24 protein-coding genes are annotated in these 23,176 nt (G+C 66.5%); 8 read left to right on the plus strand and 16 right to left on the minus strand.

Translation table 11 applies throughout. The annotated features are described in order from the left end of the window. Window positions 1-31 precede the first annotated feature (31 nt). The 3 genes from tilS to FA85_RS15410 are packed head-to-tail and all read right to left on the minus strand — an operon-like array spanning window position 32 to window position 3,070. A complete protein-coding gene (gene tilS, locus FA85_RS15400; protein WP_051943905.1) occupies window positions 32-1,321 on the minus strand; it encodes a tRNA lysidine(34) synthetase TilS in 1,290 nt (429 codons plus the stop codon). After that, complete coding sequence (locus tag FA85_RS15405) at window positions 1,318-2,058, minus strand: NYN domain-containing protein (protein ID WP_036115245.1); 741 nt, start codon at window positions 2,056-2,058, stop codon at window positions 1,318-1,320. Before FA85_RS15405 ends, tilS begins: the two co-directional genes overlap by 4 nt. Before the next feature lie 52 nt (window positions 2,059-2,110). Further along, window positions 2,111-3,070, minus strand: a complete 960-nt coding sequence (locus FA85_RS15410) for an acetyl-CoA carboxylase carboxyltransferase subunit alpha (RefSeq protein ID WP_036115241.1) — start codon at window positions 3,068-3,070, stop codon at window positions 2,111-2,113. A 250-nt stretch (window positions 3,071-3,320) separates the two neighbouring features. Between FA85_RS15410 and FA85_RS15415 the strand changes: the two genes are divergently transcribed. After that, window positions 3,321-4,079 (plus strand): hypothetical protein, encoded by a 759-nt coding sequence (locus FA85_RS15415; RefSeq protein ID WP_036115238.1) that lies wholly within the window; start codon window positions 3,321-3,323, stop codon window positions 4,077-4,079. A gap of 36 nt (window positions 4,080-4,115) precedes the next feature. Here the strand turns inward: FA85_RS15415 and dnaE are convergent, their stop codons facing one another. After that, entirely contained in the window at window positions 4,116-7,661 is a 3,546-nt protein-coding gene (dnaE, locus tag FA85_RS15420; RefSeq protein ID WP_036115236.1) for a DNA polymerase III subunit alpha, read from the minus strand. 298 nt (window positions 7,662-7,959) lie between these two features. Here dnaE and FA85_RS15425 point away from each other — a divergent pair, with 298 nt between their 5' ends. Further along, window positions 7,960-8,601 carry a hypothetical protein gene (locus FA85_RS15425; RefSeq protein ID WP_036115233.1) on the plus strand — a complete coding sequence of 214 codons (642 nt, stop codon included), beginning with the start codon at window positions 7,960-7,962 and terminating at the stop codon, window positions 8,599-8,601. Window positions 8,602-8,649: 48 nt separating this feature from the next. Here the strand turns inward: FA85_RS15425 and FA85_RS15430 are convergent, their stop codons facing one another. The 7 genes from FA85_RS15430 to FA85_RS15460 all read right to left on the minus strand — a co-directional run bounded on the left by FA85_RS15430 (window position 8,650) and on the right by FA85_RS15460 (window position 12,897). Next, window positions 8,650-9,234: an NUDIX hydrolase gene (locus FA85_RS15430; protein WP_036115229.1), complete on the minus strand. Its 585-nt coding sequence runs from the start codon at window positions 9,232-9,234 to the stop codon at window positions 8,650-8,652. Between the two features lie 62 nt (window positions 9,235-9,296). Next, entirely contained in the window at window positions 9,297-10,121 is an 825-nt protein-coding gene (locus FA85_RS15435; RefSeq protein ID WP_239709149.1) for a 5'-3' exonuclease, read from the minus strand. Window positions 10,122-10,183: 62 nt separating this feature from the next. Beyond that, window positions 10,184-10,756 carry a nitroreductase family protein gene (locus FA85_RS15440; RefSeq protein WP_036115224.1) on the minus strand — a complete coding sequence of 191 codons (573 nt, stop codon included), beginning with the start codon at window positions 10,754-10,756 and terminating at the stop codon, window positions 10,184-10,186. Beyond that, window positions 10,677-11,348, minus strand: coding sequence for a DUF3106 domain-containing protein (locus tag FA85_RS15445; RefSeq protein ID WP_051974354.1), 672 nt, complete (start codon window positions 11,346-11,348; stop codon window positions 10,677-10,679). The genes FA85_RS15440 and FA85_RS15445 overlap by 80 nt, the downstream gene beginning before the upstream one ends. 5 nt (window positions 11,349-11,353) lie before the next feature. Beyond that, complete coding sequence (locus FA85_RS15450) at window positions 11,354-11,731, minus strand: hypothetical protein (protein ID WP_036115221.1); 378 nt, start codon at window positions 11,729-11,731, stop codon at window positions 11,354-11,356. Continuing rightward, window positions 11,728-12,351 (minus strand): RNA polymerase sigma factor, encoded by a 624-nt coding sequence (locus FA85_RS15455; RefSeq protein ID WP_176167723.1) that lies wholly within the window; start codon window positions 12,349-12,351, stop codon window positions 11,728-11,730. Before FA85_RS15455 ends, FA85_RS15450 begins: the two co-directional genes overlap by 4 nt. Before the next feature lie 99 nt (window positions 12,352-12,450). Further along, on the minus strand, window positions 12,451-12,897 hold the full coding sequence (locus FA85_RS15460) for a hypothetical protein (RefSeq protein WP_051943901.1): 447 nt from the start codon (window positions 12,895-12,897) through the stop codon (window positions 12,451-12,453). Between the two features lie 194 nt (window positions 12,898-13,091). Here FA85_RS15460 and sufT point away from each other — a divergent pair, with 194 nt between their 5' ends. After that, window positions 13,092-13,649: a putative Fe-S cluster assembly protein SufT gene (gene sufT / locus FA85_RS15465; protein ID WP_036115217.1), complete on the plus strand. Its 558-nt coding sequence runs from the start codon at window positions 13,092-13,094 to the stop codon at window positions 13,647-13,649. Window positions 13,650-13,666: 17 nt separating this feature from the next. Here sufT and FA85_RS15470 read toward each other — a convergent pair whose 3' ends face one another. Next, on the minus strand, window positions 13,667-14,116 hold the full coding sequence (locus FA85_RS15470) for a DUF4279 domain-containing protein (protein ID WP_036115215.1): 450 nt from the start codon (window positions 14,114-14,116) through the stop codon (window positions 13,667-13,669). 248 nt (window positions 14,117-14,364) lie between these two features. Here FA85_RS15470 and FA85_RS15475 point away from each other — a divergent pair, with 248 nt between their 5' ends. After that, window positions 14,365-16,218, plus strand: a complete 1,854-nt coding sequence (locus tag FA85_RS15475) for a M4 family metallopeptidase (RefSeq protein ID WP_081907562.1) — start codon at window positions 14,365-14,367, stop codon at window positions 16,216-16,218. Window positions 16,219-16,528: 310 nt separating this feature from the next. Further along, complete coding sequence (locus tag FA85_RS15480; protein WP_197056553.1) at window positions 16,529-17,794, plus strand: S8 family peptidase; 1,266 nt, start codon at window positions 16,529-16,531, stop codon at window positions 17,792-17,794. A 37-nt stretch (window positions 17,795-17,831) separates the two neighbouring features. Here the strand turns inward: FA85_RS15480 and FA85_RS15485 are convergent, their stop codons facing one another. From FA85_RS15485 to wrbA, 4 genes are all read right to left on the minus strand, one after another. Continuing rightward, the gene (locus tag FA85_RS15485; protein ID WP_036115212.1) at window positions 17,832-18,317 is read right to left on the minus strand and encodes an asparaginase domain-containing protein; all 486 of its coding nucleotides are present in this window, start codon (window positions 18,315-18,317) and stop codon (window positions 17,832-17,834) included. Between the two features lie 37 nt (window positions 18,318-18,354). Next, on the minus strand, window positions 18,355-19,995 hold the full coding sequence (locus FA85_RS15490) for an acyl-CoA dehydrogenase family protein (RefSeq protein ID WP_036115209.1): 1,641 nt from the start codon (window positions 19,993-19,995) through the stop codon (window positions 18,355-18,357). A gap of 93 nt (window positions 19,996-20,088) precedes the next feature. Beyond that, entirely contained in the window at window positions 20,089-20,487 is a 399-nt protein-coding gene (locus FA85_RS15495; protein WP_308847161.1) for a DUF2069 domain-containing protein, read from the minus strand. Next, window positions 20,484-21,086 (minus strand): NAD(P)H:quinone oxidoreductase, encoded by a 603-nt coding sequence (gene wrbA, locus FA85_RS15500; RefSeq protein WP_036115205.1) that lies wholly within the window; start codon window positions 21,084-21,086, stop codon window positions 20,484-20,486. Before wrbA ends, FA85_RS15495 begins: the two co-directional genes overlap by 4 nt. An 82-nt stretch (window positions 21,087-21,168) precedes the next feature. Here wrbA and FA85_RS15505 point away from each other — a divergent pair, with 82 nt between their 5' ends. From FA85_RS15505 to FA85_RS15515, 3 genes are read left to right on the plus strand one after another with little or no spacing between them, the layout of a single operon-like run. Then, window positions 21,169-22,440: a YihY family inner membrane protein gene (locus FA85_RS15505; protein WP_036115203.1), complete on the plus strand. Its 1,272-nt coding sequence runs from the start codon at window positions 21,169-21,171 to the stop codon at window positions 22,438-22,440. Continuing rightward, window positions 22,437-22,910: a TlpA family protein disulfide reductase gene (locus FA85_RS15510; RefSeq protein WP_051943897.1), complete on the plus strand. Its 474-nt coding sequence runs from the start codon at window positions 22,437-22,439 to the stop codon at window positions 22,908-22,910. Before FA85_RS15505 ends, FA85_RS15510 begins: the two co-directional genes overlap by 4 nt. Continuing rightward, the gene (locus FA85_RS15515) at window positions 22,907-23,176 is read left to right on the plus strand and encodes an acylphosphatase (RefSeq protein WP_036115200.1); all 270 of its coding nucleotides are present in this window, start codon (window positions 22,907-22,909) and stop codon (window positions 23,174-23,176) included. The genes FA85_RS15510 and FA85_RS15515 overlap by 4 nt, the downstream gene beginning before the upstream one ends.

Below are 23,176 nucleotides of genomic sequence, written 5' to 3' on the forward strand. Positions count from 1 at the left end.
ACATAGGCTTTTTGATCAATCGCGCGGCGAATCAGGCGTCCTCATCCCACGTGAGGACGCCACCCGCTTCCTGGAACAGCCGTCGGCCGCGTTCGCTCATCCAGCGGGATCCGACGGCGACCAGTTCCTTGCCGGACCACAGCAGCGGCATGCGCGGACGGCGCCACGGCGGCACCGCGCCCTGCTGGAACAGGTCACGCAGTTCGCGGGTGTGCCGGTCCCCCTCGGGACGCAAGGTTTCGCCGCCGGAGCGATAGCGCACCTGTAGCGGCTCCCGTAGTCGCGCGGAGCCCAGGGTGAGCGTGCCCCCACCGGGCAGCGCCAGCGGCTCACCCGACCATATGGCCGACCATTCGGTATCGAACGAGGGCAGGCGCCGCATGGCCCACAGGCGGCCGCGCCAGACACGTACCTCGGTATCCAGCCAGCCGACCAGCGGAAGCTTTTCGGCGCCACCTTCGCGGGCCTGACGTTCCAGTTGCAGCCGCTGTCCGGTCGTGGGGGCGGACAGGCCCTGCGTGTGTAGCCAGTGCTCGAGCAGTGGCGTCCGCCACGCCGGCTGAAGCGCGAGCCAGCCTTCGGCGTCCAGCGTTCCCTCGGGGCGGCGCACGGTCTCCAGTGCATCCACCCAGGCATCGCGCAGGCTGTCGGCCGCTTCCATGCATAGCCGCGCGCTGTGCGCGATGCTGGTGCCAGCCTGAGGCCAACGTTCGAGAAGCACGGGAAGCACGCTGCCGCGCAGGTAGCCACGGGCGATCGACGGGTCGTCGTTGGACGGGTCGTGAATCGTCGACAGGGCATGCGTGGCGACATGCTCGAGCAGCGCGTCGCGCGGCAGGTCGAGGAGTGGCCGCCAGAGCATCCCCGCGCCTGACGGACGCAGCGGACGCATGCCGCCCAGGCCGTCGGGCCCCGCGCCACGCAGAAGTTTCAGCAGCACGGTCTCGACCTGGTCGTCCCGATGATGTGCCAGCACCATGCGCTCGCCGGGACGCAGCGATGCAGCGAAGGCGGCGTGCCGCGCACGTCGCGCGGCGGATTCGACCCCTTCGCCGCGACTGAGATCCACGGAGACACGGGATACCTCGAGAGGTATTTCCAGACCGTCGCAGAATCGTCGGCAGTGGGAAGCCCACGCGCCGCTTTCTGCATGCAACCCGTGATCCACGTGCAGCGCACGCAACGGCGGGCGTGGCGAATGGGTCGCCAGGGCGTGCAGGAGGGCGCTCGAGTCCGGCCCGCCACTGAACGCGACGACGAGCGCAGCCCTGGGCGCGTCACTGAGAGCGCTCGCCACGTGATCGGTCAGGGAACGACTCATTTGCCCTTGCTTCGCATGCGCACGTAAAGGTGTTTGGCGTTGCCGAACTGACGCTCGTCCACGTCGAACAGGCCGATGCCGTTGATCAGGCCGCTCAGTTTGGCGTAGCCGTAATTGCGTGAATCGAAGTCGGGTGAGCGCTTGCTGAGGATGCTGCCGATGCCGCCGAGCGCGGCCCAGCCATTTTCATCGGAAGCGGCTTCCACCGCGTTGCGCAGGCGATTGACGAGCTTGGTATCGCCGCGCAGCTCGCTGGCGGACTTCGGTGCGGGCGCTTCATCGCCCTCGTTTTCGCTGGCGCCCACCAGCACCTCGGTGTAGATGAACTTGTCGCACGCGGAGACGAACGGTTTGGGCGTCTTCAGTTCGCCGAAGCCGTAAACGATCAGCCCCGCCTCGCGAATACGCGACGCCAGCCGCGTGAAGTCACTGTCGCTGGAAACGATGCAGAAGCCATCGAAGCGTTCGGAGTACAGCAGGTCCATCGCGTCGATGATCATCGCGGAGTCCGTCGCGTTCTTGCCGGACGTGTAGGCGAACTGCTGGATCGGCTGGATCGAGTGATCGAGCAGGGCGGCCTTCCATCCGTTGAGGTTGGGGCCGGTCCAGTCGCCGTAGATGCGCTTCACGTGCGCGGTGCCGTACTTCGCCACTTCGGCGAGCAGGCCGTCGACGATGGCGGGGCGGGCGTTGTCGGCGTCGATCAGGACGGCGAGTTTGACGAGGACGTCGGCCATGGCGCATGTCCGCTGGGGAGATGCGCCGATGGTAACCGCAATGCCGGGACGATCAGCCCTCGGTGAAGGCGCCGTAGCCGCGCAGGCGCTTATAGCGGTTTTCGAGCAGGGCTTCGACGGGCTGCGCTTCGAGGGCGTCCAGCTCGTTGAGCAGCACGGCCTTGAGACGAACCGCCATCGACTGCGGGCTGCGATGCGCACCGCCCAGGGGCTCGCGGACGATCTTGTCGATCAGGCCGTTCTCGAGCAGGCGCGGCGCGGTGAGGCCCATGACCTCGGCGGCATCCTTGGCCTTGTCGGCGCTCTTCCAGAGGATGGACGCGCAACCTTCGGGCGTGATGACCGAGTACGTCGAGTACTGCAGCATCAGCGTGCGGTCGCCTACGCCAATGGCCAGCGCGCCGCCGGAACCGCCTTCGCCCGTCACGGTGCAGATGATCGGCACACGCAGCTCGGCCATCTCCAGCAGATTGCGGGCGATGGCTTCGGACTGACCGCGTTCTTCCGCATTGATGCCCGGCCACGCGCCGGCCGTATCGATGAAGGTGAAGACCGGGATCCTGAACTGCTCGGCCATCTTGAACAGCCGCAGCGCCTTGCGATAGCCCTCGGGGCGCGGCATGCCGAAGTTGCGCTTCACCTTGGACTTGGTGTCGCGGCCCTTCTGGTGACCGACCACCATGACCGAGCGGCCCTTGATACGGGCAAGGCCGCCCACGATGGCCTGGTCGTCCGCGAACATGCGGTCGCCCTTGAGCTCGTGGAATTCCTCGCACATCGCCTGGATGTAATCGAGGGTGTACGGACGTGCCGGGTGGCGCGATACCTGGCTGATCTGCCACGGGGTGAGATTGCGGAAGATCTCGTTGGTCTTGATCTTCAGCTTTTCACGCAGACGGCCCACTTCCTCGTCGATGTTGAAAGCCTGCCCACTGCTGGCATGACGAAGCTCTTCGATCTTCGCTTCCAGCTCGGCAATGGGTTGTTCGAAATCGAGGAAGTTGGGATTCATGAATACGAAGCATCCGGACAAGACCGCTGATTATACCCAGTGGCGCCCTGGGACGCGTGCGCGAGGGTACGGTCGGCCCGGGAGGTAAGAATTGCCCGAAATTCATGTAGGTACGACTGGCGCCGCTGTGAGGCGGTCCCCCGGGACGTGTGATCTTTGCTTCAATGCGTCGGCGGGCACGGCTGCCCGCGGCCCTGCCTCGACCTTCGCGTCGACGGGAGGATCACCTCTTCTGACGAAAGGAATCATCATGCCCGGTGCAATTCACCGTATCGCAAAACGCCGCCGCTTCTCGCTTCTGATGGTCGGCCTGGTCGCCAGCGTCTCCGGGGCGAACGTGGCGTTCGCCGAGATCCCCGGCCCCTACGCGATCCATCGCATGCCCGAGTGCGACATCGCCGCGGAAGGCCAGATCTGCCGGCTCACCGTGCCAAACGGTGACTTTGAAGGCGTAAACGACGCCTTCTGGCATGGCGAGTACCAGTGGTTCGGGTTCAACACGAAGCGCCACGCGATGGCCGATCACCTGGCGCCCTGGGTCTTCGAAGGACCTGGCGCCGACAGGTATAACGCGTCGCTGGCGCTCTACGACACGGCGAATAACCGTTATCGGACGGTGCGCCTGGCGGAGCCGGAAGACAGTGTGACCCAGTGGGTCGCCCTCCCGCCCGCCGACGCCGACGCCGACGATTTCGTCTACACCGTCCACGCGCATGTCGGTGCCGAGCAGGGCGGTGCCACGGTCCTCATAGCCACCGCGTTCGACGACGGCGACAAGAAGTGGAACGCGGCGCATAAGACACAGGCCATCAAGGGCGAGTTGAACTCGGGGGGCTGGCCCTCGGGCGAACTTGTCGACAGCGTCCTCGTCCCGGCAGGCTCGCATGTCCGGCATATCGGCGTGAGGATCCAGAAAGTCGACGGCGTCGGTGCGATCAAGGCGGACGATGTCGTCGTCGTCCGTTCCTACCCCGGCCAGATTCCCGTCCAGCTGTCGGCATCCGAATAGGCGGCGTATCGCCCGGCCGGCAGGAGCGGCCGGCGCTCAGTCGGCCGGCCGTACCATGCGCAGCTCGGTCCCCAGAACACCGGGGATCGTCCGCAAGGTGCGCACGAGGTCGGGGAGGGCGCGCACGCGCCACTGATCGCCCAGCTCCAGGCTGGCCTGGCCTTCCGCGTTGCGGTAGCCGGCCAGCATCAGCGGGGTACGTCCCCCGCGATAACCCATCAGGGCCTGACGCAGGTGCTGCGGGAAGTCCGGACCGACGCCGTTGAGTTTCAGCGTGAGCAGGCGGCCGAAGTGCTCCATGGCATCGGACAGCGCGTAGGCCTTGCGGGCACGCAGCTGATAGCCGCCGGCGAAGTCGTCGATACGCAGGCCCCCTTCGACCACGATCATGCTTCCGCGTGTAAGCAGGGGGGCGGCGTCGGTGAACACGTCACGAAAAAAGCTCGTCTCGAGCATGCCGGTCGCGTCCTCGATCTGGACGAACGCATCGCTCTCGCCACGCTTGCGCATGCCCACCACCATCCCGGCCACGGTCCACGGCGTATCCGGGCCGCGACGGAAGCGGTTGGCGTTTTCGTCGTCGTCGTTACGGCGCGGTTTGGGCGGCTGGTAGCGCTGCGGAATCTCGCCGATGGGACAGCTGCCCAGCTGCGCCAGTTCGGCCTTCCACGGGTCGGTGGGGTGACCGGACAGGTAATGGCCGAGCGTGTCGTGCTCGCCCTGCAGCAGCTGTTCGAGTGGCCACTCCGGCACCGAACCGGAGAGTTCGATGATGCTGGGGGCTTCCGCCTCACCGAACGCGTTGCCGAAGATGTCGACCTGCCCCGAAGCGCGGTTCTTCGCTTCCTGGTCGGCGGCGCGCATCGCTTCGGGAATGTGCTTGACCAGGGTGGCGCGGTTCTCGCCGAGCGCGTCGAGCGCGCCGGACTGGACCAGCGCTTCCATGGTGCGCTTGTTGAGCTTGCTCGAGCCGACGCGCTGGCAGAAGTCGACCAGTCCGCGGAACGGCCCCTTCGCCTTGCGTTCGGCGACGATTTCCTCGCAGATACCCTGGCCGACGCCCTTGATCGCGCCAAGGCCGTAACGCACCACGCGCGGTTCCACCGCTTCGAACATCCAGTCCGACGCGTTGACGTCGGGCGGCAGCACCTTGATGCCGATCGCCCGCGTTTCTTCGAGGAAGGTGACGGCCTTCTCGGTGTTGTCCATGTCCGACGAAATCGTCGCGGCCATGAACTCGGCGGGGTAGTGCGCCTTCAGCCAGGCGGTCTGATACGACACCAGCGCATAAGCGGCGGCGTGCGACTTATTGAAGCCGTAGCCGGCGAACTTCTCCATCAGGTCGAAGATCGCGTCGGCCTTGTCGCCCACGATCCCGTCCCTGGCGGCGCCTTCGCGGAAGGTCGCGCGGTGCTTGACCATTTCCTCGGCTTTTTTCTTACCCATCGCACGGCGCAGCAGATCGGCGCCGCCGAGCGTGTAACCGCCCACGATCTGCGCCATCTGCATCACCTGCTCCTGATAGACCATGATGCCGTAGGTCTCTTTCAGGATGGGTTCGACGCGCGGATCCGGGTACTCCACCGCTTCGCGCCCATGCTTACGCGCGCAGAAGCTCGGTATCAGATCCATCGGGCCGGGGCGGTACAGCGCCACCAGCGCGATGATGTCTTCGAAACGGTCGGCCTGGGCCTCTTTCAGCATGCCCTGCATGCCGCGCGACTCGAGCTGGAAGACGGCGACGGTCTGCGCTTTCTTCAGCAGGTCGTAGACCTTGGGATCGTCCAGCGGCAGCGATTCGATCACCAGCGCGTCCGTGCCTTCCTTCGCCCGGCGCCTGTTGATCGCCTTGACCGCCCAGTCGATGATCGTGAGCGTGCGCAGGCCGAGGAAGTCGAACTTCACCAGGCCGACCGCCTCGACGTCGTCCTTGTCGTACTGCGTGACGACGCCTTCGCCGCTGGCTTCGCAGTACAGCGGGGCGAAGTCGGTCAGCGGTGTGGGCGCGATCACCACGCCACCCGCGTGCTTGCCGGCGTTGCGGGTGAGACCTTCGAGGCTGAGCGCCAGATCGATCAGCTGGCGCGGCTCTTCTTCCTGATCGTAGACGTCGCAGAATTCCTTGACGACGCGATCGGGTTCTTTCCTGGCTTTTTCCGTACGGCCGAGCGCGTCGCCGAGGGTGAGGTCGAGCGGACGGTTGGGAATGAGTTTGGCGAGACGGTCGACCTGACCGTAGCCCATGCCGAGCACGCGACCGGAGTCGCGCAGCACGGCCTTCGCCGCCATCGAGCCGTAGGTGATGATCTGACTGACGTGATCGCGACCGTACTTGCGCGCCACGTAGTCGATCACCTCGTCGCGGCGATCCATGCAGAAGTCGATGTCGAAGTCGGGCATCGACACGCGTTCGGGGTTGAGGAAGCGCTCGAAAAGCAACTCGAACTGCAGCGGATCCAGGTCGGTGATCTTCAGCACCCACGCCACGAGCGAGCCCGCACCCGAACCTCGGCCCGGGCCCACCGGAATACCGTTGTCCTTCGCCCAGCCGATGAAGTCCGCAACGATCAGGAAGTAGCCGGGGAAGCCCATCCGGATGATGACGTCGACTTCGCGATCCAGGCGCGCCTGATAATCCTCCAGCGTCTTGCCGGCGGCGATGGGATGCTGGCTGAGGCGCTCTTCGAGTCCCTTCTGTGCGAGATCGCGGATGAAGGTGTCGAGCGTGTGGCCTTCGGGGACCGGGAAGTTGGGCAGGTAATACGTGCCGAACTCGAGCACGAGATTGCAGCGCTTGACCAGTTCGACCGTGTTTTCCAGCGCCTCGGGAATGTCGGCGAACAACGCCTCCATGTCCTCGGGCGACTTGAAGTACTGCTCTTCGCTGTAATCCTTCGGGCGCTTCGGATCCGCGAGGACGCGGCCCTGGTTGATGCAGGTGCGGGCTTCGTGCGCATCGAAGTCTTCGCGCAGCAGGAAGCGCACGTCGTTGCTCGCGATTACGGGCAGCTCGTGATCGCCTGCCAGCGCCATGGCGGCGCGCACCCAGTTTTCTTCGTTCTCACGGCCCGTGCGGGTCAGTTCGAGGTAAAGACGGTCGGGGAACAGGCGCTGCAGGAAGCTGAGGCGCAGGGTCGCGGCGGGAAGACCCGCCGTCAGCGCGACGCGCGCGACTTCACTTTCGCGACCGGCGATGGCGATCAGGCCGCGTACGCTCTCCGGATGCATCCAGGCGGCATCGACGAGCGCGCGGCCGGTACCCTGGCCTTCGCGCCAGGCGCGTGAAACCAGCCGGGAGAGATTGAGGTAGCCGTCGCGATCCTGGCAGATCAGCGTGAGACGCCAGGGGCGCGGATCATCGGGGCTTGAGACCCAGATGTCGCAGCCACCGATCGGCTTGATGCCCGCCGCCGTGCACTGCTTGTAGAACTTCACCAGCCCGAACATGTTGTTCTCGTCCGTCAGCGCGACGGCGGGCATACCCGCCCGCGCGCAGGCGGCGACCAGCTGCTTGATGCGGATGGTCGAGTCGACCAGCGAGTACTCGCTGTGCAGGTGGAGATGGGCGAAACGAACGGACATGGGCGGCGCCGGGCAGAGCAGAGGGAAGGCTACGCCGGGAAGGGGGCGGGGACAAGAATTGACAGGACGGATTTGTCCGCCGGGCAGCCATCTGGCGGCCTCGGCACGTGATATAGCGGGTCCGTGTAGGTGGTCGCCGCGAGGTTGCTGCGGCCTATGCCGTCAGGCCTGTCAGCAGGCCACAGTTTCCTGGGCAATCGGCCGACAATCCCGTCGGCTGGCGCCTGAGCTATCCCCCTCCCTCGCCCTGGCGCCAGTGTCCGTACTACCCCTCATCACTCACAAAGGAATGTAAGTCATGCGCAAGCACTCTTCTCACCGTCGGTGGGTCGCCACGGCGGCGATCGCGACCCTGCTCTTCACCGGTCACGCGCTGGCGGCTCCGTCACTGGAAAATCTCCCCGGTTGCAGCGGCTCGATCGATGCCATGGCACAGGCAGCCTGCCGACTGAAGACCGACCACGGCTTATTCGATCGGACCTCGATGTGGCAATCGTTCGGCCACCCTGGCGAGCAGATCGACGGAGGCGTAGGCCCGGCGTGGCGCGCTCCGACCATGACGGTCCGTGGGTTTACGCCCCTCGGTACGACGTATTACGGCGGCGACGTCAGTTACACCGTCCAGTTCAACGCAGGTCTCACGCAGGTCCAGGGCGGCGCGCTCGGCAAGCTGCGAGTGAATTTCTGGCTGGGTGACGATCGGGGGCGTCACCGACTGGAGCTTGGCGAGAAAAAGGCCACGTTCGGCGGCGATGCCGTCGGCACGTTCCGCTTCACCGTGCCGGGCCAGAACGTCGGGTTCGATCCCAACTTCCTGTATGTCGACATCCAGTCGGAGGAGCGGCTCTCGACGCCGGGAGGCCACGAGATGTGGATGGAAGGCGGCTCGGTGTCGATCCAGAACGTGCACGTCAGCGTCCAGCCGACCGCGGCGAATTGATCGTCACCCACTCCGGCCACCCGGCCGGAGTGGGTTTGCCGGTCGCTGTCAGCGCATGTGCGCTTCGGGATGCTCGATGAACCAGAGCCCCGCGAACAGCTTCGCGTCGATGGAGAAACCTTCCTTCGCACGGTCGAACAGCCACTTGCCGGCTTCGGCACGTGGCACTTCGTGAACGATGATGTTTTCCGTCTCGTCACCGCCGCCCTTGCCCACCCTGGACAGGTCCCAGGCGCGTGCAAAGGCGATCATCTCCGTGCTCATGCCGGCCGACGACGGGCCCTCATGCACGAACTCGATGCTGCCGCAGGCGTAGCCGGTTTCTTCTTCCAGTTCGCGGCGAGCGGCCAGCAGTACGTCCTCGTCCTCGGCACCGGCAAGATCGCCGACGAGGCCGGCGGGCATCTCGATGGTGTTCTTCAGGATCGACACGCGGTATTGCTCGACGAAGACGACCTTGTCGTCGGGCGTCACCGCGAGAATGATCACCGCGCCACCCGGGTTGTTGCGTTCGGCGTATTCCCAGCGGCCGCGCTTCTTCAGGGTCAGCCACTTCGCCTTGTGCAGGACCTCTTCCGGCGCACTGGCGTCATCGGGGATCGGCGAGGCATGGGGCAGCGGACTGGTCTGCATGGCGGGTTCCTTGGAGGGATATAGGGAATATCCGACCAAGGGTATATCGACTGGGTGACGTATTACATCAAGGCGCGCAGGCGTGACCGGGTCAGCGGTCCGAAGCGCAGGCGCTCGCACAATTCGTCGATCGTGGCGGCTTCGCCCTGACGGCGGCTCAGGGCATCGGCGGTCTCGGCGACGGCGATATCCAGCGCGATGCGGGTAAGGCGACGGCACAGCAGCGCCTGTTCCGCATGTTCACGCAGACGAGCCGCACAGGCCGCGGCGCCGCGGATGCGCAGGTACGGCACCTCGTCGATGCGATCGAGCAGGTTGTCCAGGCTGCCGAAGTGGGCAAGCAGGGCCGCCGCGGTCTTCGCGCCGATGCCAGGCACGCCGGGGATGTTGTCGACCGCGTCACCGCACAGCGCCAGATAGTCTGCGACCTGGTGTGGATGCACGCCGAGCTTGTCGAAGACGCCGGAAGGCCCCCAGCGCACGTTCTTCGCAAAGTCCCATTGCTCGTCGTGCTCGCCGAGCAACTGACCGAAGTCCTTGTCGGCGGAAACGATGACGCCGCGGAAGCCATGCGAGCGCAGGCCCCACAGCGCGCTGCCGATCAGGTCGTCGGCCTCGTACTGGTGATCGTTGAGCACGGTGAGGCCAAGGGCCGCGGAGATCTCGCGGCACAGCCCGAACTGACGGACCAGATGGGGCGGTGGCAGGTCGCGGTTGGCCTTGTACGCCGGATAGATCGTGTTGCGGAACGAGGTGGTGAGCGACGCGTCGAACGCCACCGCGATGTGCTCCGCACGGCTGCGCTCGAGCAGCTCGCAGAGGAATCGCGTGAAGCCGTGCACGGCGTTGACCGGCTCGCCTTCGTGGTCGTGAAATTCGTCGGGCATGGAGTGCCATGCCCGGAACACATACAGGCTGCCGTCGACCAGGTGGACGAGGGAGTCGTCGCTCACGGCGACCACACGCTCACGATGTCGTCGTACGACGGACGATCGCGCTCCGGCGCGTCGATGGCGGCCGTGCCGATGTGGATGAAGCCGACGATGTGTTCGCTTTTCTTCATGTCGAGCAGCTTCGCAACCTCACGGTCGTAGGCGGCCCAGCCGCTGAGCCACTGCGCTCCGTAGCCGAGCGCCTGCGCGCCGAGCAGGATGTTATAGGCGACGCAGCCGGCGGTAAGGTCCTGCTCCAGCTCGGGGACCTTGCTGTCGGTGTCGATCTTCGCCGAAACGACCAGGACCAGGGGGGCGAATTCGTAGCGGCGCTGTTCTTTCTCGCGCTTGGATTCGGACAGGCCCGGATTGGCTTCGACGGCCAGCTTCGCGAGCTTGCGGCCGAAGGCCAGTTTGGCCTCGCCGCGCAGCACGCGGATGCGGAAGGGTTCGAGTTTTCCGTGGTCGGGCACACGGATCGCGGCCTCGAGGAGGCGGCGCAGCGTGGCGTCATCGGGGGCGGGTTCGCCGAGCTGGCGCGAAGGCACCGAACGGCGGTCGTTGAGGAAAGCCAGGTCGTTTTCGGTCATTGCCCCAGTTTAGCTCACTCCCCCGGAGGGGGAGGCGGCCGGCGATCGCCCGGGCCGTCGGGCCGCCCGGACCGCCGTGGGGCGGGGGCACGATGTCGTTCGGGCCCGCGTGGTCCACCGCGTCGCGGCGCTGATCGGGTGTCATGTTGCGCCACTTTTCGATCAGCGCATGCCGCTGGTCGGGCGTGAGGCTCCTGAAACGCTCGAAGGCGTCGTGCAGGCGGGCACGCTGGTCGGGAGAGAGGTCCTGGAACTTCTGCTGGTTCCGGCGTGCCTCGGCTCGCTCCTCCGGCGTCATGTGCTGCCAGCGTTCGATGCGGTCGCGGATCTCGGCACGACGATCCGGCGGCAGCCCGCGCCAGCGCTGGGCTTTCTCGAGCATCCGCGACTGGCGCTGCGGCGGGAACGTGTCCCAGTCATGCGCCAGCGGCGCGAGGATGTCCTTTTCGTCGGCCGACAGCGCGCTCCACGGACGGGGCGGCGGCAGCGGCATCTCACCGCCGGGCGGCGGTGGGGGGCGATCCTGCGCGCTCGCCGTCAGCGGCGCCGCGAAGGCCATGAACAGGGCGAGGACGAGCGGAAGGCGGCGCATGGGGCTCACTTGCGGGACGGGGACGAGGGCGCGTCGTTGTAGGCGAGCCAGCTGTAGAACTGCATGTCCTTGTACAGCGCGGGGTCCGCGCTGTCGGCATCGGGCGGCAGATCGCTGGGCTCCGCCTCGGCGGACTGCTGGGTGGCCACCGGCATGTCCGAGGGGGATACCCGCGGCTGCCAGATCATCAGCGAAGCGAGAGCGACCACGGCGAAGGCACCTGCGGGGAGTAGCAGGCGTCGCGTCATGGACGGTTGCGGACGGGCGAGCGCGGTGCGCCGCGCCGCGCGCAGGCGGCCCGCGGTGGCCGGATCCACGTCGCGGCTGGCCCGCAGGTACAGGTCCCGGGCGCGACGTTCGAGTTCTCGATCGTGCTGGCTCATCGCCAAGCCTCCAGTTGATCGCGCAGCGCATGCATCGCGCGCGAAAGGTGGGTTTTCACGCTGCCGTCCGAGCAGCCCATCGCGGCGGCCGTCTCGGCCACATCCAGGCCTTCCATGATGCGCAGCGTGAACGCTTCGCGCTGGCGCCGGGGCAGCTTGCGCACGGCCGTCACGATGTCGCCGTAGGCCTGCGTGTCCTGCAACCGGGCCGAGGGATCCGGCGCGTCGTCCGCCGGCTCCCACATCGGGAGTTCGTCGCCTTCGTCGTCGCGACCGCCGCCCATCCAGCTGACGACGATGGACCGGACCTTGCGGCGCCGCTGCAGATCGACGATGCGTCGGCGCAGGATGCCCCAGAACAGCGGCGTCCACTCACCGGCGGGCTTACCCGCGTAATGGTTGACGAGTCGCAGCATGGCGTCCTGGACGGCATCCATGGCGTCGTCCTTGTTGCCCAGGTGGATTTCGGCCATACGCCAGGCGCGTCGCTCGATACCCGCCAGGAAGGCGTCCATGTTCGCCGGGACCTCGCGCAGATCCTCGAGCGATGCGCTGTCGAGTGCGAGGGAGCCGTTCACGGCTTTCTCCGCATCGTCGTGTTTCGCATCCTCGTGCTCCATATCGCCAGGTTCACTCCGGTAAACGCGGTCATCGACCGCCGGTTGACTGTTACTTCCCCGCAATATCTTTCCCGTAGGGGGATTTACCGCTTATGAAAGTCAGTTGCCGCGCGGCTTCCGCCGTCCCAGCGGCCAGGCGGTAAAGGCCGCGATCAGGGCTCCGGTCAGGTAGAGCGACAGGTCGACCGGGCGCTGCGCGAGACGGGCGAGGTCCAGCAGCATGGCCGGTCCGGCGTCGGCGATGGCCTGGCCGAAGCCGATGCCCATCATCCCGGAGATCGTGGCGGCGACCACCAGGCACGCCGTGTACAGGGCCGCCAGCAGGGTTGCCGCGCCGGCCAGGACGGCGCCGACAGGACCGCGGAAGCGCAGCCAGCGGCGCACGACGAGACCCAGCGCCCAGCCCACCGGCAGCACGAGGGCCGGTAGGGCGCGGCCGAACATCATCGAGGGGAGCATCCAGACGGCGCCCGCGGCGAGGCCGAACATGGCCGCGCAGAGTGCACCGAAGAGGAAACCGGGAAGGCCTGTGCGCTCAGCCGGCATGGATTTCGGTCAGGTCGCGCATGGGATCCCGGGTGCGGCAAAAAGGGGGCCATCATAGCGGGGCAAGGGGCCGGGCGCTCTTGTGCCCCGACGCGTGCGCCCCGACGTTAAGCCGGTAGGTGCCTACCCCCGCCTCGCGGGCAGGCGCATAATCGACGACTTTGCGGCCGCGGCGCGGCCTTTACAGGACAGCAATGAGCGGTTTCAGCCTCAGCAGCGAGCCCTTCACCCTCGAACGTGACTGCCAGGCAGTCATGGTGCCGCAGGGTGAGACGGTGACGCTTCCCGCCGGGCAGATCGGCTACATCACCCAGGCCCTCGGCGGCAGTTTCACCGTTTACGTGGAAGGCAACCTGTTCCGCATCGCCGGCGACGACGCCGACGCGCTGGGCAAGGAGCCGCCGCGCCCGATCGAACTCGAGGACGGCGCGACGGACGACGACGTGGAGAAGCTGGTCTGGCAGCAGCTGCGCACCTGCTTCGATCCCGAGATCCCCATCAACGTGGTGGAACTGGGTCTGGTCTATGACGTCAGCCTCGAATCCACCGAAGAGGGCTCGCGCCGCGTTTACGTGAAGATGACGCTGACCGCGCCGGGCTGCGGCATGGGCGACATCCTCGTCGACGATGTCCGCACCAAGGTCGAGCTCATTCCCACGATCATCGAGGCCGATGTCGACCTCGTATTCGACCCGCCCTGGAATCACTCCATGATGTCCGATGCGGCGAAGCTCGAAACCGGGATGCTCTGATCCCGGCGACGCCGTCCTCAGCCGTTCGGCTCGGCGAGATGAATTTCCGTGCCGAGCGACGCACCGTATGTCGCGATGGCTTTGACGTTGGCGGGTGACAGGTAGCCGGTCGGCACACGGTCTTCGTAGATGTCGGTGTCGAGCGCGACGTGTGCGTCGAGTTCGAGTGCTCTGGACAGCGCGACGATCTGGTCGCGATGCGGCGCAAGCGCGTGCAACAGCTGCGTCAGCGCGTCATCCAGCATGTAGGTGCGTTGCGGCGGTAGCTCGAAGCACCAGCCGTTGGTCCGCCGCTGCAACGCCGTCGAGGCGATGCTTTCGCCCTTTTGCCACGTGACGGCACCCTCGATGCCGACCTCTCTCAGCAGATGATCCAGCGTGTGCCGCTCCGACGTGAGACGGAACGCCGCGCGCACCGTCGGCGTCAGTCGACGCAGGTCAAGGTCCAGATCCGGTAATCGCGCCATGCGTCGCCCCCTCCGCAAGTTCGTGTTCGCAATTCGTGCGTAGCATCGCGTTTTTTGCCGCCCTAGGGAAATCCCTAGGTAGTCGGTCGCGAATTCTTGCGCTAGGTTGGTGAGGACTTCCGGTTGGGGGACCGGTCGTCGCGACATAAAACGGGCATCGCGCCGCGGCGCGAATTCAAATCGTTCGGAGTGTGGTCCTCACGGTCCGCCATGGCGGAGTGCGGCCCATTCCTGGAGGAGGAACGTTAATGGCAACTCATGTTCGCTTGAAACTCCTGGTCGCATCCCTCGGGATCGCCGCCACCTCGGTCGCATCGGCGGCTACCGAACAGGCACTGCGTGCGCAGAGCCTGGGTGCCGTACCGGCCAACCAGCTGGCGACAAAACTGGGACTTTCCGCCGACAACGGATTCGTCGCACAAGCCTCGCTGCCCACGGTGAAGGGCACGCAGACCGTCCGCATGCAGCAGACCTTCAAGGGCGTGCCGGTCTATGGCCGCAGCATCGCCGTCGAGCAGGACACGCAGGGGAATGCGCTGGTCGCCAATGGTGCGGTCACCTCCGACCTTCAGGTCGATATCGCCTCGGTCACCCCCAGGCTGGACGGCACGCGCGCCGTCGCCTTGCTCAGCAAGCAGGCGCCGTCGCTGGCCGGCGTCGCCACCGTCAAACCGGAGAACGTCAAGGCGGATCTGTACATCTATCCGGGTGACGGCGCTCCCGCGCGTCTGGTCTATCTCACCTCGTTCTTCTCCGGCGGTGACCATCCGACCCGCCCGACCGCCCTGATCGACGCCAACACCGGCGAGATCATCGAGCAGTGGGAAGGCCTGACCTACGCCGAGATCGATGCGACCGGTCCGGGCGGCAATCAGAAAACCGGGCAATACACCTGGGGTGCCGGCGGCAAGCCCGCGCTGCGCGTGACGCAGTCCGGCACGACCTGCACGGCGCAGAATGCCTACGTGAAGTCGTACAACATGAAGAAGGCGACGTCGGGAACCGGCACGCTGTGGAGCTTCACCTGTAGCGCCGGATCGAGCGGTGACGCCGTCAACGGCGCTTACGGCCCGATCAACGACGCCCACCACTTCGGTGGCGTGGTGCACGACATGTACACCTCGTACACCGGCGCGGCGCCGCTGAACCAGGTTCTGATCATGAAGGTGCACTACGGCAGCTCCTACGAGAACGCGTTCTGGGACGGCAGCTCGATGACCTTCGGCGACGGTGCCAGCACGTTCTACCCGCTGGTCGCCCTGGATGTGACCTCGCACGAGATCAGCCATGGCTACACCGAACAGCACTCCAACCTGGCCTATAGCGGACAGTCGGGTGGCATGAACGAGGCGTACTCGGACATCGCCGGTGAAGCGGCCGAATACTACGACCGCGGCAGCGACGACTTCCTCGTCGGTGCCGACATCGTCAAGACCAGCGCCGGTATCGGTAACGCGTTGCGCTACATGTGCACGCCGTCGCAGGACGGTGGCTCGATCGACAATGCGTCCGATTACTACAGCGGTCTCGACGTGCATTACTCGTCGGGTGTCTACAACAAGGCGTTCTGCCTGCTGGCCAAGACCAGTGGCTGGGACACGGTGAAGGCGTTCAAGGTGTTCGCCCGCGCCAATGCCCTGTACTGGACCGCCAGCTCCACGTTCAACTCCGGTGCCTGCGGTGTCGCCAGCGCGGCGACCGATCTCGGCTACTCCGCGACGGATGTCGCCACCGCCTTCACCGGCGTGGGTGTCAGCTGCTCGACCGGCGGCGGTGGCGGTACCGGTGGCACGGCGCTGCAGAACGGTGTGGCCAAGACCGGCCTTGCCGGCAGCTCGGGTACCGAACTCAGCTACACCGTCGTGGTGGCGGCTGGCGCGAAGAACCTCAGCATCGTGACCAGCGGTGGTACCGGTGATGCGGATCTCTACGTCAAGTTCGGTTCCGCACCGACCACCTCCAGCTACAACTGCCGTCCGTACGTTTCGGGCAACAACGAAACCTGCACCTTCGCCACCACCCAGGCGGGCACGTATTACGTGAAGGTCCGCGGTTACTCGACGTTCTCGGGCGTCTCGCTCAAGGCAACCTGGACGCCGTAAGCGACCCCTCTCGCTTGCTGCGTCGGGGCCCGGACGGAAACGTCCGGGCCCTTTTTTGTGCCCGCGTCGGGAGGATGCCCGTCTGCACACTTCGCTGCTCGCAAACCCTTCAACGTGCATCCCCATTTCGCCTACATGCCTTGATGAGCGTCGGCGCGTACTAGCCGGGAACGGATCGTCCTACGTTGTACCGACTGCGGCGTCGCCGCGTTTTCCCAGGGTGTCCGAGATGCGATCGTTGACGTATCCCCGTTTAGCTTTACTCGTCGCCGCGGCCTGCGTGCCCGTACCTGTCGCCATGGCTGGCGAGATGCCCGCCGATCGATACATCGTGCACTTCAGCGACAGGGTGAGTGCGGCAACCGCAAGGCATCCACGTGTATCGCACGCGCGTTCCACGCGCATCGCCCAGCCCGTGCATGTGCGCACCCTTGCGGCGGGCGGCGAGGTCTTCGACCTGCGCGGCCTGGATCCGGCCGTACTCGCATTGATGCCGGGTGTCATCGATATCGAAGAAGACCGCATCGTCACGCCCGCAGGCCGCCTTACGACGTTATGGCATCGCCAGTGGTACATGCACGATCCTCGTGTCGGCATCGACGCGGAGGTGGCCTGGCGTTACACGAAAGGCGCCGGATCCGTGGTGGCCGTACTCGACACCGGCATCGCACCGCATCCGCAACTCGTCGGTCAGCTTTTGCCGGGCTACGACTTCGTCAGCGATGCCGCCGCGGCACGCGATGGTGACGGGCGCGATGCGAATCCCGCGGACGAAGGCGACTGGAGCGACGCGGGTGAGTGTGGATCGTCAACGGCGTCCGAATCATCGTGGCACGGCACGCATGTCGCCGGACTCGTGGCGGCGAGGTCACCCGATGGTCGCGGGATGCTGGGCGTCGCGCCCGAGGCCAAGGTGATCCCGGTGCGGGTGATGGGCAAGTGCGGAGGCCGTCTCTCGGATGTGGCGGATGCGATCGTCTGGGCGAGCGGTGGTGAACTGCCGGGTGTTCCCGCGATCGCCCGCCGCGCCGACGTCATCAACCTGAGCCTGAGGACGCCCGGTGCCTGCGGGACGGCGCTGGCGACGGCCATCGGACAGGCGCGCTCGCGTGGTGTCGCCGTCGTAGCGGCGGCAGGTAACGACGGCATCCGTGCCTCCGCGGTCTCTCCATCCAATTGCGCGGGCGTCGTGAGCGTGAATGCGCTGGCACGCGACGGATCGATGGCCTGGTGCTCGAACCACGGCGACGGCGTCACCCTGGCTGCGCCGGGTGGCTCGCTGACGACGTTCGGTGCCGACGACATCCTGTCGACCGTCGATGGCGGCAAGCGCGGCAGTGAGGGCAGGCCTCTTCTCAAGTACTACGCGGGCACATCCATGGCAGCGCCCCAGGTTTCCGCGCTGGTGGCGCTGATGCGATCGGCGGATCCGGCGATCGGCGTGGAAGCCATCACGCGTCAGCTCGTCGACAATGCGCGGCCTTTACCCGGTCCCTGCCCGAAAGGCTGTGGTGCGGGCCTGATGGATGCGGGCGCCACGGTGGACGCCGTCGTCGAAGATCGTGGCAAGCCCTGACCGGCGCGTTCAGGCCGGCGTATCGGATCGCTTCGAATCAGATGGCTTCGAAGCGGTTCGCGTCGCGGTTCTTGCGGACGCTTTCCGGATTCCACACGCGGCCGTTCATGGCGATGTACACGCCATCGGCCAGCGTCTGTACCGCGCCGACCGCGCAGCCGATGTTGAACACGGCGTCCGACCCCTGAAAACGAGCCGGGTTCAGAGCGCCGGTCAGCACGATCACCTTGTTGGGGATGCCGGCCAGTACACGCGCGGTTTCCACCATGGTGTCGGTGCCGTGGGTCACCAGCACATGACGATGCGGCTGGGCCTCGATGGTGCTGCGCATGAGCGCACGGTCTTCGTCCGTCACGTGCAGGCTGTCCTTGCGCAGGATCGGAATCACATCGAAGCGGAACGCGACGCCGAGCTGGGTCAGGATGTCGCCGATTTGCGGGGAGCCGATCTGGTAATCCGACTTGTCGTCGAAGTAGACCTTGTCGATCGTGCCGCCGGTGGTGACGATGGTGAGCTGCTGCATGGTTGACCTGGGAAGCCGGGTGAAACGGGCGCCTATCTTACATGCTGCCGGCGAGCAGGCTGTCGCCCTCGTTGTCGGGAAGAGCCAGACGATCGAGGCCGCGGGCGACGAACCGGCGGAGAGCGGCTGCCGGGCGGGCGTCGCCGGCCGAATCGCCTGCCCGTGCGGCACGGGCGAGCAGGGCCGCCGCCATGCAGCGCGCGAGGGTGAAGGCGATGCCTCGCGCCGACGCCTCGAGGGACGCCCGGTCGGCCGCCACGTCGCCCAGAAGGGCTTCGGTCGCATCGAGCGTCCTGTCGATGGCGCGCCGTTCGGGGCTCCCTTCGTCGGCCAGCGCGGCGACCGCGCCGCGGATCGGGGCGACGCCGACGCTGCCCAGCGCGCGCAGCATGTCGAGCGACAGCACGTTGGTGGTGCCTTCCCAGATCGCGTAGACCTGCGCGTCGCGCAGGAGCTGCGGCAGGCCGGTGTCTTCGATGTAGCCCGCGCCGCCGAAACACTCGAGCGCTTCGGAAACGACGCGGATGGACACCTTGGCCGTCCAGAGTTTGGCCAGTGGCGTCAGCAGCCGGAGCAGGGGAGCGTCCAGGGGGCCGGCCTGGCCATGCTCGACGTGCCCGAGCAATTCGGCCACGTGGAAGGTCAGGGCGAAGGCGGCCTCGTATTCGGCCTGCATGTCGGCCAGCGTGCGCGCGTGCAACGGGTGGTCGATGAGACGCGCACCGAAAGCGTATCGGCGTGTCGCGTAGTCTCGCGCCAGGGAGATCGCGCGGGACATGCTCGCGACCGCGCAGACGGCGTTCCAGGTACGGGTGACGTTGAGCATGGGTGCGATCTGGCGCACACCGTGGTCGACGGGGCCGACCGGGATGGCCGGCAGACCGTTCAGATGGATCTCGGCGGTGGGCAGTTCATGGGTGCCGAGTTTCTTCTTGAGCCGGTCGATGGTGATCTCACGCCACGCACCGTGGTCGTCCTTCGTTTCCACGTAGAAGAGCCCCAGCGCGGCGGTGCCCTGCCCAGCGCCTTCGGGGCGCGCAAGGGCGAGCGCGGCCTCGCCGACGACGGCGGAGCTGAACCACTTGCGGCCGTAAAGCCGCCACTGACCGTTCGCGTCCTGCCGGGCGACCGTCTCGGTACGGCCGACGTCCGAGCCGCCGGGCGTCTCGGTCATCCACTGGCCGGAGAGCCAGAACGAGGCCGGGTCGTGGCTGAGGAAGTGCGGCAGTGCCCGCTTGATCAGCGCCGCGTTGCCGGAGGCGCGGATCGCCGTGGCGGCGCCGTCGGTCATCGCCAGCGGGCAGCAATAGAACTCGCTCGACACGTGGTAGATGTAAACCCGGAAGAACTCCTCGACGCGCGCCCAGGGCGAGGCTTCGTGACCTGAAGCGAGCACCGCGTGGCGTGTGGTGATGGCCGGGCCTTCTTCCCACGCCGGCGTCAGGGCGATCCGGTCGACGCGGTTACCCCACGCATCCCACGAGGTGAGCACCGGTTCGGTGCGCGGGGTGCGGTTACGCCGTTCCCAGGCCATGACGGCGTAGTCGCCGAGGGCATCGAGGTCCGGGCGCACGGCCGCGGCTCGCTCCGCGGGAAGCCGTTGCGCGAGCCATGCCTGGAGCACGCGATCATGCTGAAACGGGTGCGCCAGCTGCGGCGCGTGCTGCACGAATGCCATCGTGACGTCCTTGGCGTGTCGATCGGATAGCCAAGCCTGCATCCTGCGGACGCCCGCGTCGATACGCGGAGCAGCATGACGCCCGGTTGGACCTTATCGGCGACGGCGCACACCTGCGCCGAGGGTGCCGATCAGCAGCAGTGTCACGACGATTTCTAGGATGCCGAGCCAGCGATCGTTCGCGGAGCTCCAGGTTTCCGCCACGCCGTGGCAGAAGTAGAACAGCGCCAGGATGCCCACCCAGAGCAGCGCGCGGGTGACGCGGGGCAGGGACATCAGCGGGAGCAGCAGCGGCGGAACGGTGATCGCGAAGGCCACCCACGTCGGTATCGAGACCGGCGGGTACAGCGAGTACCAGAGCAGCTGAATGACGATCAGTGCCGCCCAGGCGGTCAGTCCGGTCTTCTGGCTGGCGCTGAGGCCGTTCATCCCGCCCATGCGCGCCGTGCGATGCCCGGCTGAGCCGCCCGTGCCCTGTGGCGTTTCGTTCATGCCGGGGTGCCGAGCCGCCGCGCGATGTCGGCCAGACGCTTGCCCAGCGCGCGGGCAAGGTCGCGTTCGTGCTCGCTGATCGCGTTGTCGCCACGGGAGCCGGCGACGTGGCTGGCGCCGTACGGCGTGCCACCGGTGGTCGTGCTGGACAACGCCGGCTCCGTGTAGGGCAGGCCGACGATCACCATGCCGTGGTGGAGCAGGGGCAGGGCCATGGTCAGCAGGGTCGATTCCTGCCCGCCGTGCATGGTGCTGGTCGAGGTGAACAGCGCGGCGGGCTTACCGGCCAACGCGCCGGATGCCCATTCGGCGCCCGTCGTGTCGAGGAAATGCTTGAGCGGGGCCGCCATGTTGCCGAAGCGGGTCGGGCTGCCCATGGCCAGACCGACGCACTCGACCAGGTCCGTCCGGCTGACGTACGGCGCGCCTTCCTCGGGTTCCGGCGGCATGGCGGTTTCGGTCACCGGGGCCACGGGAGGTACCTGGCGCAACCGGGCGCGCATGCCGGGGACTTCCTCGATGCCGCGGGCAACGAGTCGGGCGAGCTGGGCCGTGTGGCCAGTGCGGCTGTAGTAGAGTACGAGAACGTCGTGGGACATGGATGAGTGCCTTTGCGAAGGCACTAGTCTCGCAGAACTGTTTACGTTCCCAAACCACCGGGACCAGGATTCAAGGACCACCATGCCGCTGCGCTTCGACCGCGACCGCGCCCTGAGCTTCACCCGCTTCACCTGGCTGCGTTTCGTCGACGACAAATGCTTCGAGACCGCGGGCGCACTGTCTTACACGACGCTGGTCTCGCTGGTGCCGCTGACCGTTGCGATCTTCGCCATCCTTTCGGCCTTCCCCGTGTTCGCGGAATGGCGCGGCTCCCTGGCCAACTACGCATTCCAGAACTTCGTGCCGGCCACCGGCATGAAGATCCAGGAGTACATGCTGGCCTTTGCCGACAAGGCCAGCCAGCTGACCGGCATCTCCATCCTGGTCATGCTGTTCAGCGCGGTCTCGATGATGATCAGCATTGAGGATCGTCTCAACCGGATCTGGCGTGTGCGCAAGCCGCGCGGCTGGACCTCGCGGCTGCTGCTTTACTGGGCGGCCCTCACCCTCGGGCCGATCCTCGTCGTCGGCGGTCTGGCCCTGTCGTCCTATATCACCGCGTTTCCGCTGCTGCACGCGGCGGCCGATCAGATCGCCTCGCAGTTCCGGCTGATCAGCCTGCTGCCCTTCGTCATCACCTTCGTGACACTGGTGCTGATGTACACGATGGTGCCCAACCGCCGCATCTCGTGGCGGCATGCGGCCATCGGTGCGCTGCTGGGGGCGATCCTGTTCGAGTTCGCGCGCTGGGGTTTCACCCAGTTCATCCGCAACTCGCCCAACTACGAAGAGATCTACGGCGCGCTCGCCGCGATCCCGATCTTTCTGCTGTGGATCTACCTGTCGTGGATCATCGTGATCCTCGGCGCCTCCATCGCCGCGTCGATTTCCGCTTTCGAGTACGTCGTACCGACCGAAGCCTTGCCGGAAGGCGCGGAGTTCATCGGTCTGCTCGTCGTGCTGCAGCATTTCGTCGAGGCGCAGCGTCGCGGTGACAGCGTCGATCCGGCCATCATCCGCCTGCGCGAGCCGTATCTTCCATCCAGCGCGATCGCCTGCTATTTCGAAGACCTGCAGCGCGCCGACATGATTCAGCGTGGCGAGGCCGGTGGCTGGTTGCTCAGTCGCAGCCTCGATACGACCGAACTCCTGCGCGTGTACCGTTGCACGCAGTACCGTCTGCCGTTGCGTCCGCGCGAGCAGGTCGAGCGCATGGGCATCTACCTTCCGCCCGACCTGCTGGTGTTGCTGGACAACCTGGCGGCGGCGCTCGACGCCACGCTCGGTGCGCGTCTCGACCAGCTGTTCCCTCCGACACCCGCACCCGTTTCCATCGAGGATTCCCCCGCATGATCCTGCGCACACTCGCCGTCGTCGCCCTGGTACTCGCCACGCCCGCGATGGCGGCCACCGCCGCCAAACCCGAGCTCAAGGTCACCACGCTGGAGGGCAAGCCGTTCGATCTTTCCGCTCAGCACGGCAAGTGGGTGATCGTGAATTACTGGGCCACCTGGTGCGTGCCGTGTATCAAGGAGATGCCCGACATTTCCGCGTTCGTGAAGAGCCGCAAGGACGTCGTGGCGATCGGTCTCGCCTTCGAGGACACCGACGCGAAGGAGATCAAGGCCTTCGTCGACAAGCATCCGGTGGTCTACCCCATCGCTCAGCTCGACGTCACGGCACCGCCGAAGGACTTCGACCCGCCCAAGGGTTTGCCCACCACCTACCTGATCGCGCCGGACGGCCACGTCGCCCAGCGCTTCGTCGGCCCGGTGACGGGCGAGAAACTGAGCGAGGCCATCGCCAAGGGGGTCATGAGATGAAAGCCGCACGCTTCATCGTGAGAGGCAAGGTGCAGGGCGTGTTCTACCGCGCTTCGGCGCGCGAGCGGGCCGTGGCGCTGAAGCTCACCGGCCATGCACGCAATCTGCCGGATGGCAGCGTCGAGGTGGTCGCGTACGGTGATGCCGCAGCGATCGACCAGCTCGAGGTCTGGCTGCGTGACGGACCGGAACACGCGCGCGTGGACGAGATGTATCGCGAGGACATCGGGGCGCACGATGCGCCCGTGGATTTCCTCATCCGGTAG

Source organism: Luteibacter mycovicinus (assembly GCF_000745235.1).
Classification (GTDB): Bacteria; Pseudomonadota; Gammaproteobacteria; order Xanthomonadales; family Rhodanobacteraceae; genus Luteibacter; species Luteibacter mycovicinus.

Excerpts from the sequence above, each read along its gene's own strand:
- FA85_RS15490 (WP_036115209.1), bottom strand. The coding sequence starts at position 19,995 with ATGGCATTCGTGCAGCACGCGCCGCAGCTGGCGCACCCGTTTCAGCAT.
- FA85_RS15480 (WP_197056553.1), top strand. The coding sequence starts at position 16,529 with ATGCCCGCCGATCGATACATCGTGCACTTCAGCGACAGGGTGAGTGCG.
- FA85_RS15445 (WP_051974354.1), bottom strand. The coding sequence starts at position 11,348 with ATGCGCCGCCTTCCGCTCGTCCTCGCCCTGTTCATGGCCTTCGCGGCG.
- FA85_RS15425 (WP_036115233.1), top strand. The coding sequence starts at position 7,960 with ATGCGCAAGCACTCTTCTCACCGTCGGTGGGTCGCCACGGCGGCGATC.
- FA85_RS15510 (WP_051943897.1), top strand. The coding sequence starts at position 22,437 with ATGATCCTGCGCACACTCGCCGTCGTCGCCCTGGTACTCGCCACGCCC.
- FA85_RS15485 (WP_036115212.1), bottom strand. The coding sequence starts at position 18,317 with ATGCAGCAGCTCACCATCGTCACCACCGGCGGCACGATCGACAAGGTC.
- FA85_RS15440 (WP_036115224.1), bottom strand. The coding sequence starts at position 10,756 with ATGACCGAAAACGACCTGGCTTTCCTCAACGACCGCCGTTCGGTGCCT.
- FA85_RS15460 (WP_051943901.1), bottom strand. The coding sequence starts at position 12,897 with ATGCCGGCTGAGCGCACAGGCCTTCCCGGTTTCCTCTTCGGTGCACTC.
- FA85_RS15415 (WP_036115238.1), top strand. The coding sequence starts at position 3,321 with ATGCCCGGTGCAATTCACCGTATCGCAAAACGCCGCCGCTTCTCGCTT.
- tilS (WP_051943905.1), bottom strand. The coding sequence starts at position 1,321 with ATGAGTCGTTCCCTGACCGATCACGTGGCGAGCGCTCTCAGTGACGCG.
- FA85_RS15515 (WP_036115200.1), top strand. The coding sequence starts at position 22,907 with ATGAAAGCCGCACGCTTCATCGTGAGAGGCAAGGTGCAGGGCGTGTTC.
- FA85_RS15450 (WP_036115221.1), bottom strand. The coding sequence starts at position 11,731 with ATGAGCCAGCACGATCGAGAACTCGAACGTCGCGCCCGGGACCTGTAC.
- sufT (WP_036115217.1), top strand. The coding sequence starts at position 13,092 with ATGAGCGGTTTCAGCCTCAGCAGCGAGCCCTTCACCCTCGAACGTGAC.
- FA85_RS15430 (WP_036115229.1), bottom strand. The coding sequence starts at position 9,234 with ATGCAGACCAGTCCGCTGCCCCATGCCTCGCCGATCCCCGATGACGCC.
- dnaE (WP_036115236.1), bottom strand. The coding sequence starts at position 7,661 with ATGTCCGTTCGTTTCGCCCATCTCCACCTGCACAGCGAGTACTCGCTG.
- FA85_RS15505 (WP_036115203.1), top strand. The coding sequence starts at position 21,169 with ATGCCGCTGCGCTTCGACCGCGACCGCGCCCTGAGCTTCACCCGCTTC.
- FA85_RS15470 (WP_036115215.1), bottom strand. The coding sequence starts at position 14,116 with ATGGCGCGATTACCGGATCTGGACCTTGACCTGCGTCGACTGACGCCG.
- FA85_RS15475 (WP_081907562.1), top strand. The coding sequence starts at position 14,365 with ATGGCAACTCATGTTCGCTTGAAACTCCTGGTCGCATCCCTCGGGATC.
- FA85_RS15405 (WP_036115245.1), bottom strand. The coding sequence starts at position 2,058 with ATGGCCGACGTCCTCGTCAAACTCGCCGTCCTGATCGACGCCGACAAC.
- FA85_RS15455 (WP_176167723.1), bottom strand. The coding sequence starts at position 12,351 with ATGGAGCACGAGGATGCGAAACACGACGATGCGGAGAAAGCCGTGAAC.
- FA85_RS15495 (WP_308847161.1), bottom strand. The coding sequence starts at position 20,487 with ATGAACGAAACGCCACAGGGCACGGGCGGCTCAGCCGGGCATCGCACG.
- FA85_RS15435 (WP_239709149.1), bottom strand. The coding sequence starts at position 10,121 with ATGCCCGACGAATTTCACGACCACGAAGGCGAGCCGGTCAACGCCGTG.
- FA85_RS15410 (WP_036115241.1), bottom strand. The coding sequence starts at position 3,070 with ATGAATCCCAACTTCCTCGATTTCGAACAACCCATTGCCGAGCTGGAA.
- wrbA (WP_036115205.1), bottom strand. The coding sequence starts at position 21,086 with ATGTCCCACGACGTTCTCGTACTCTACTACAGCCGCACTGGCCACACG.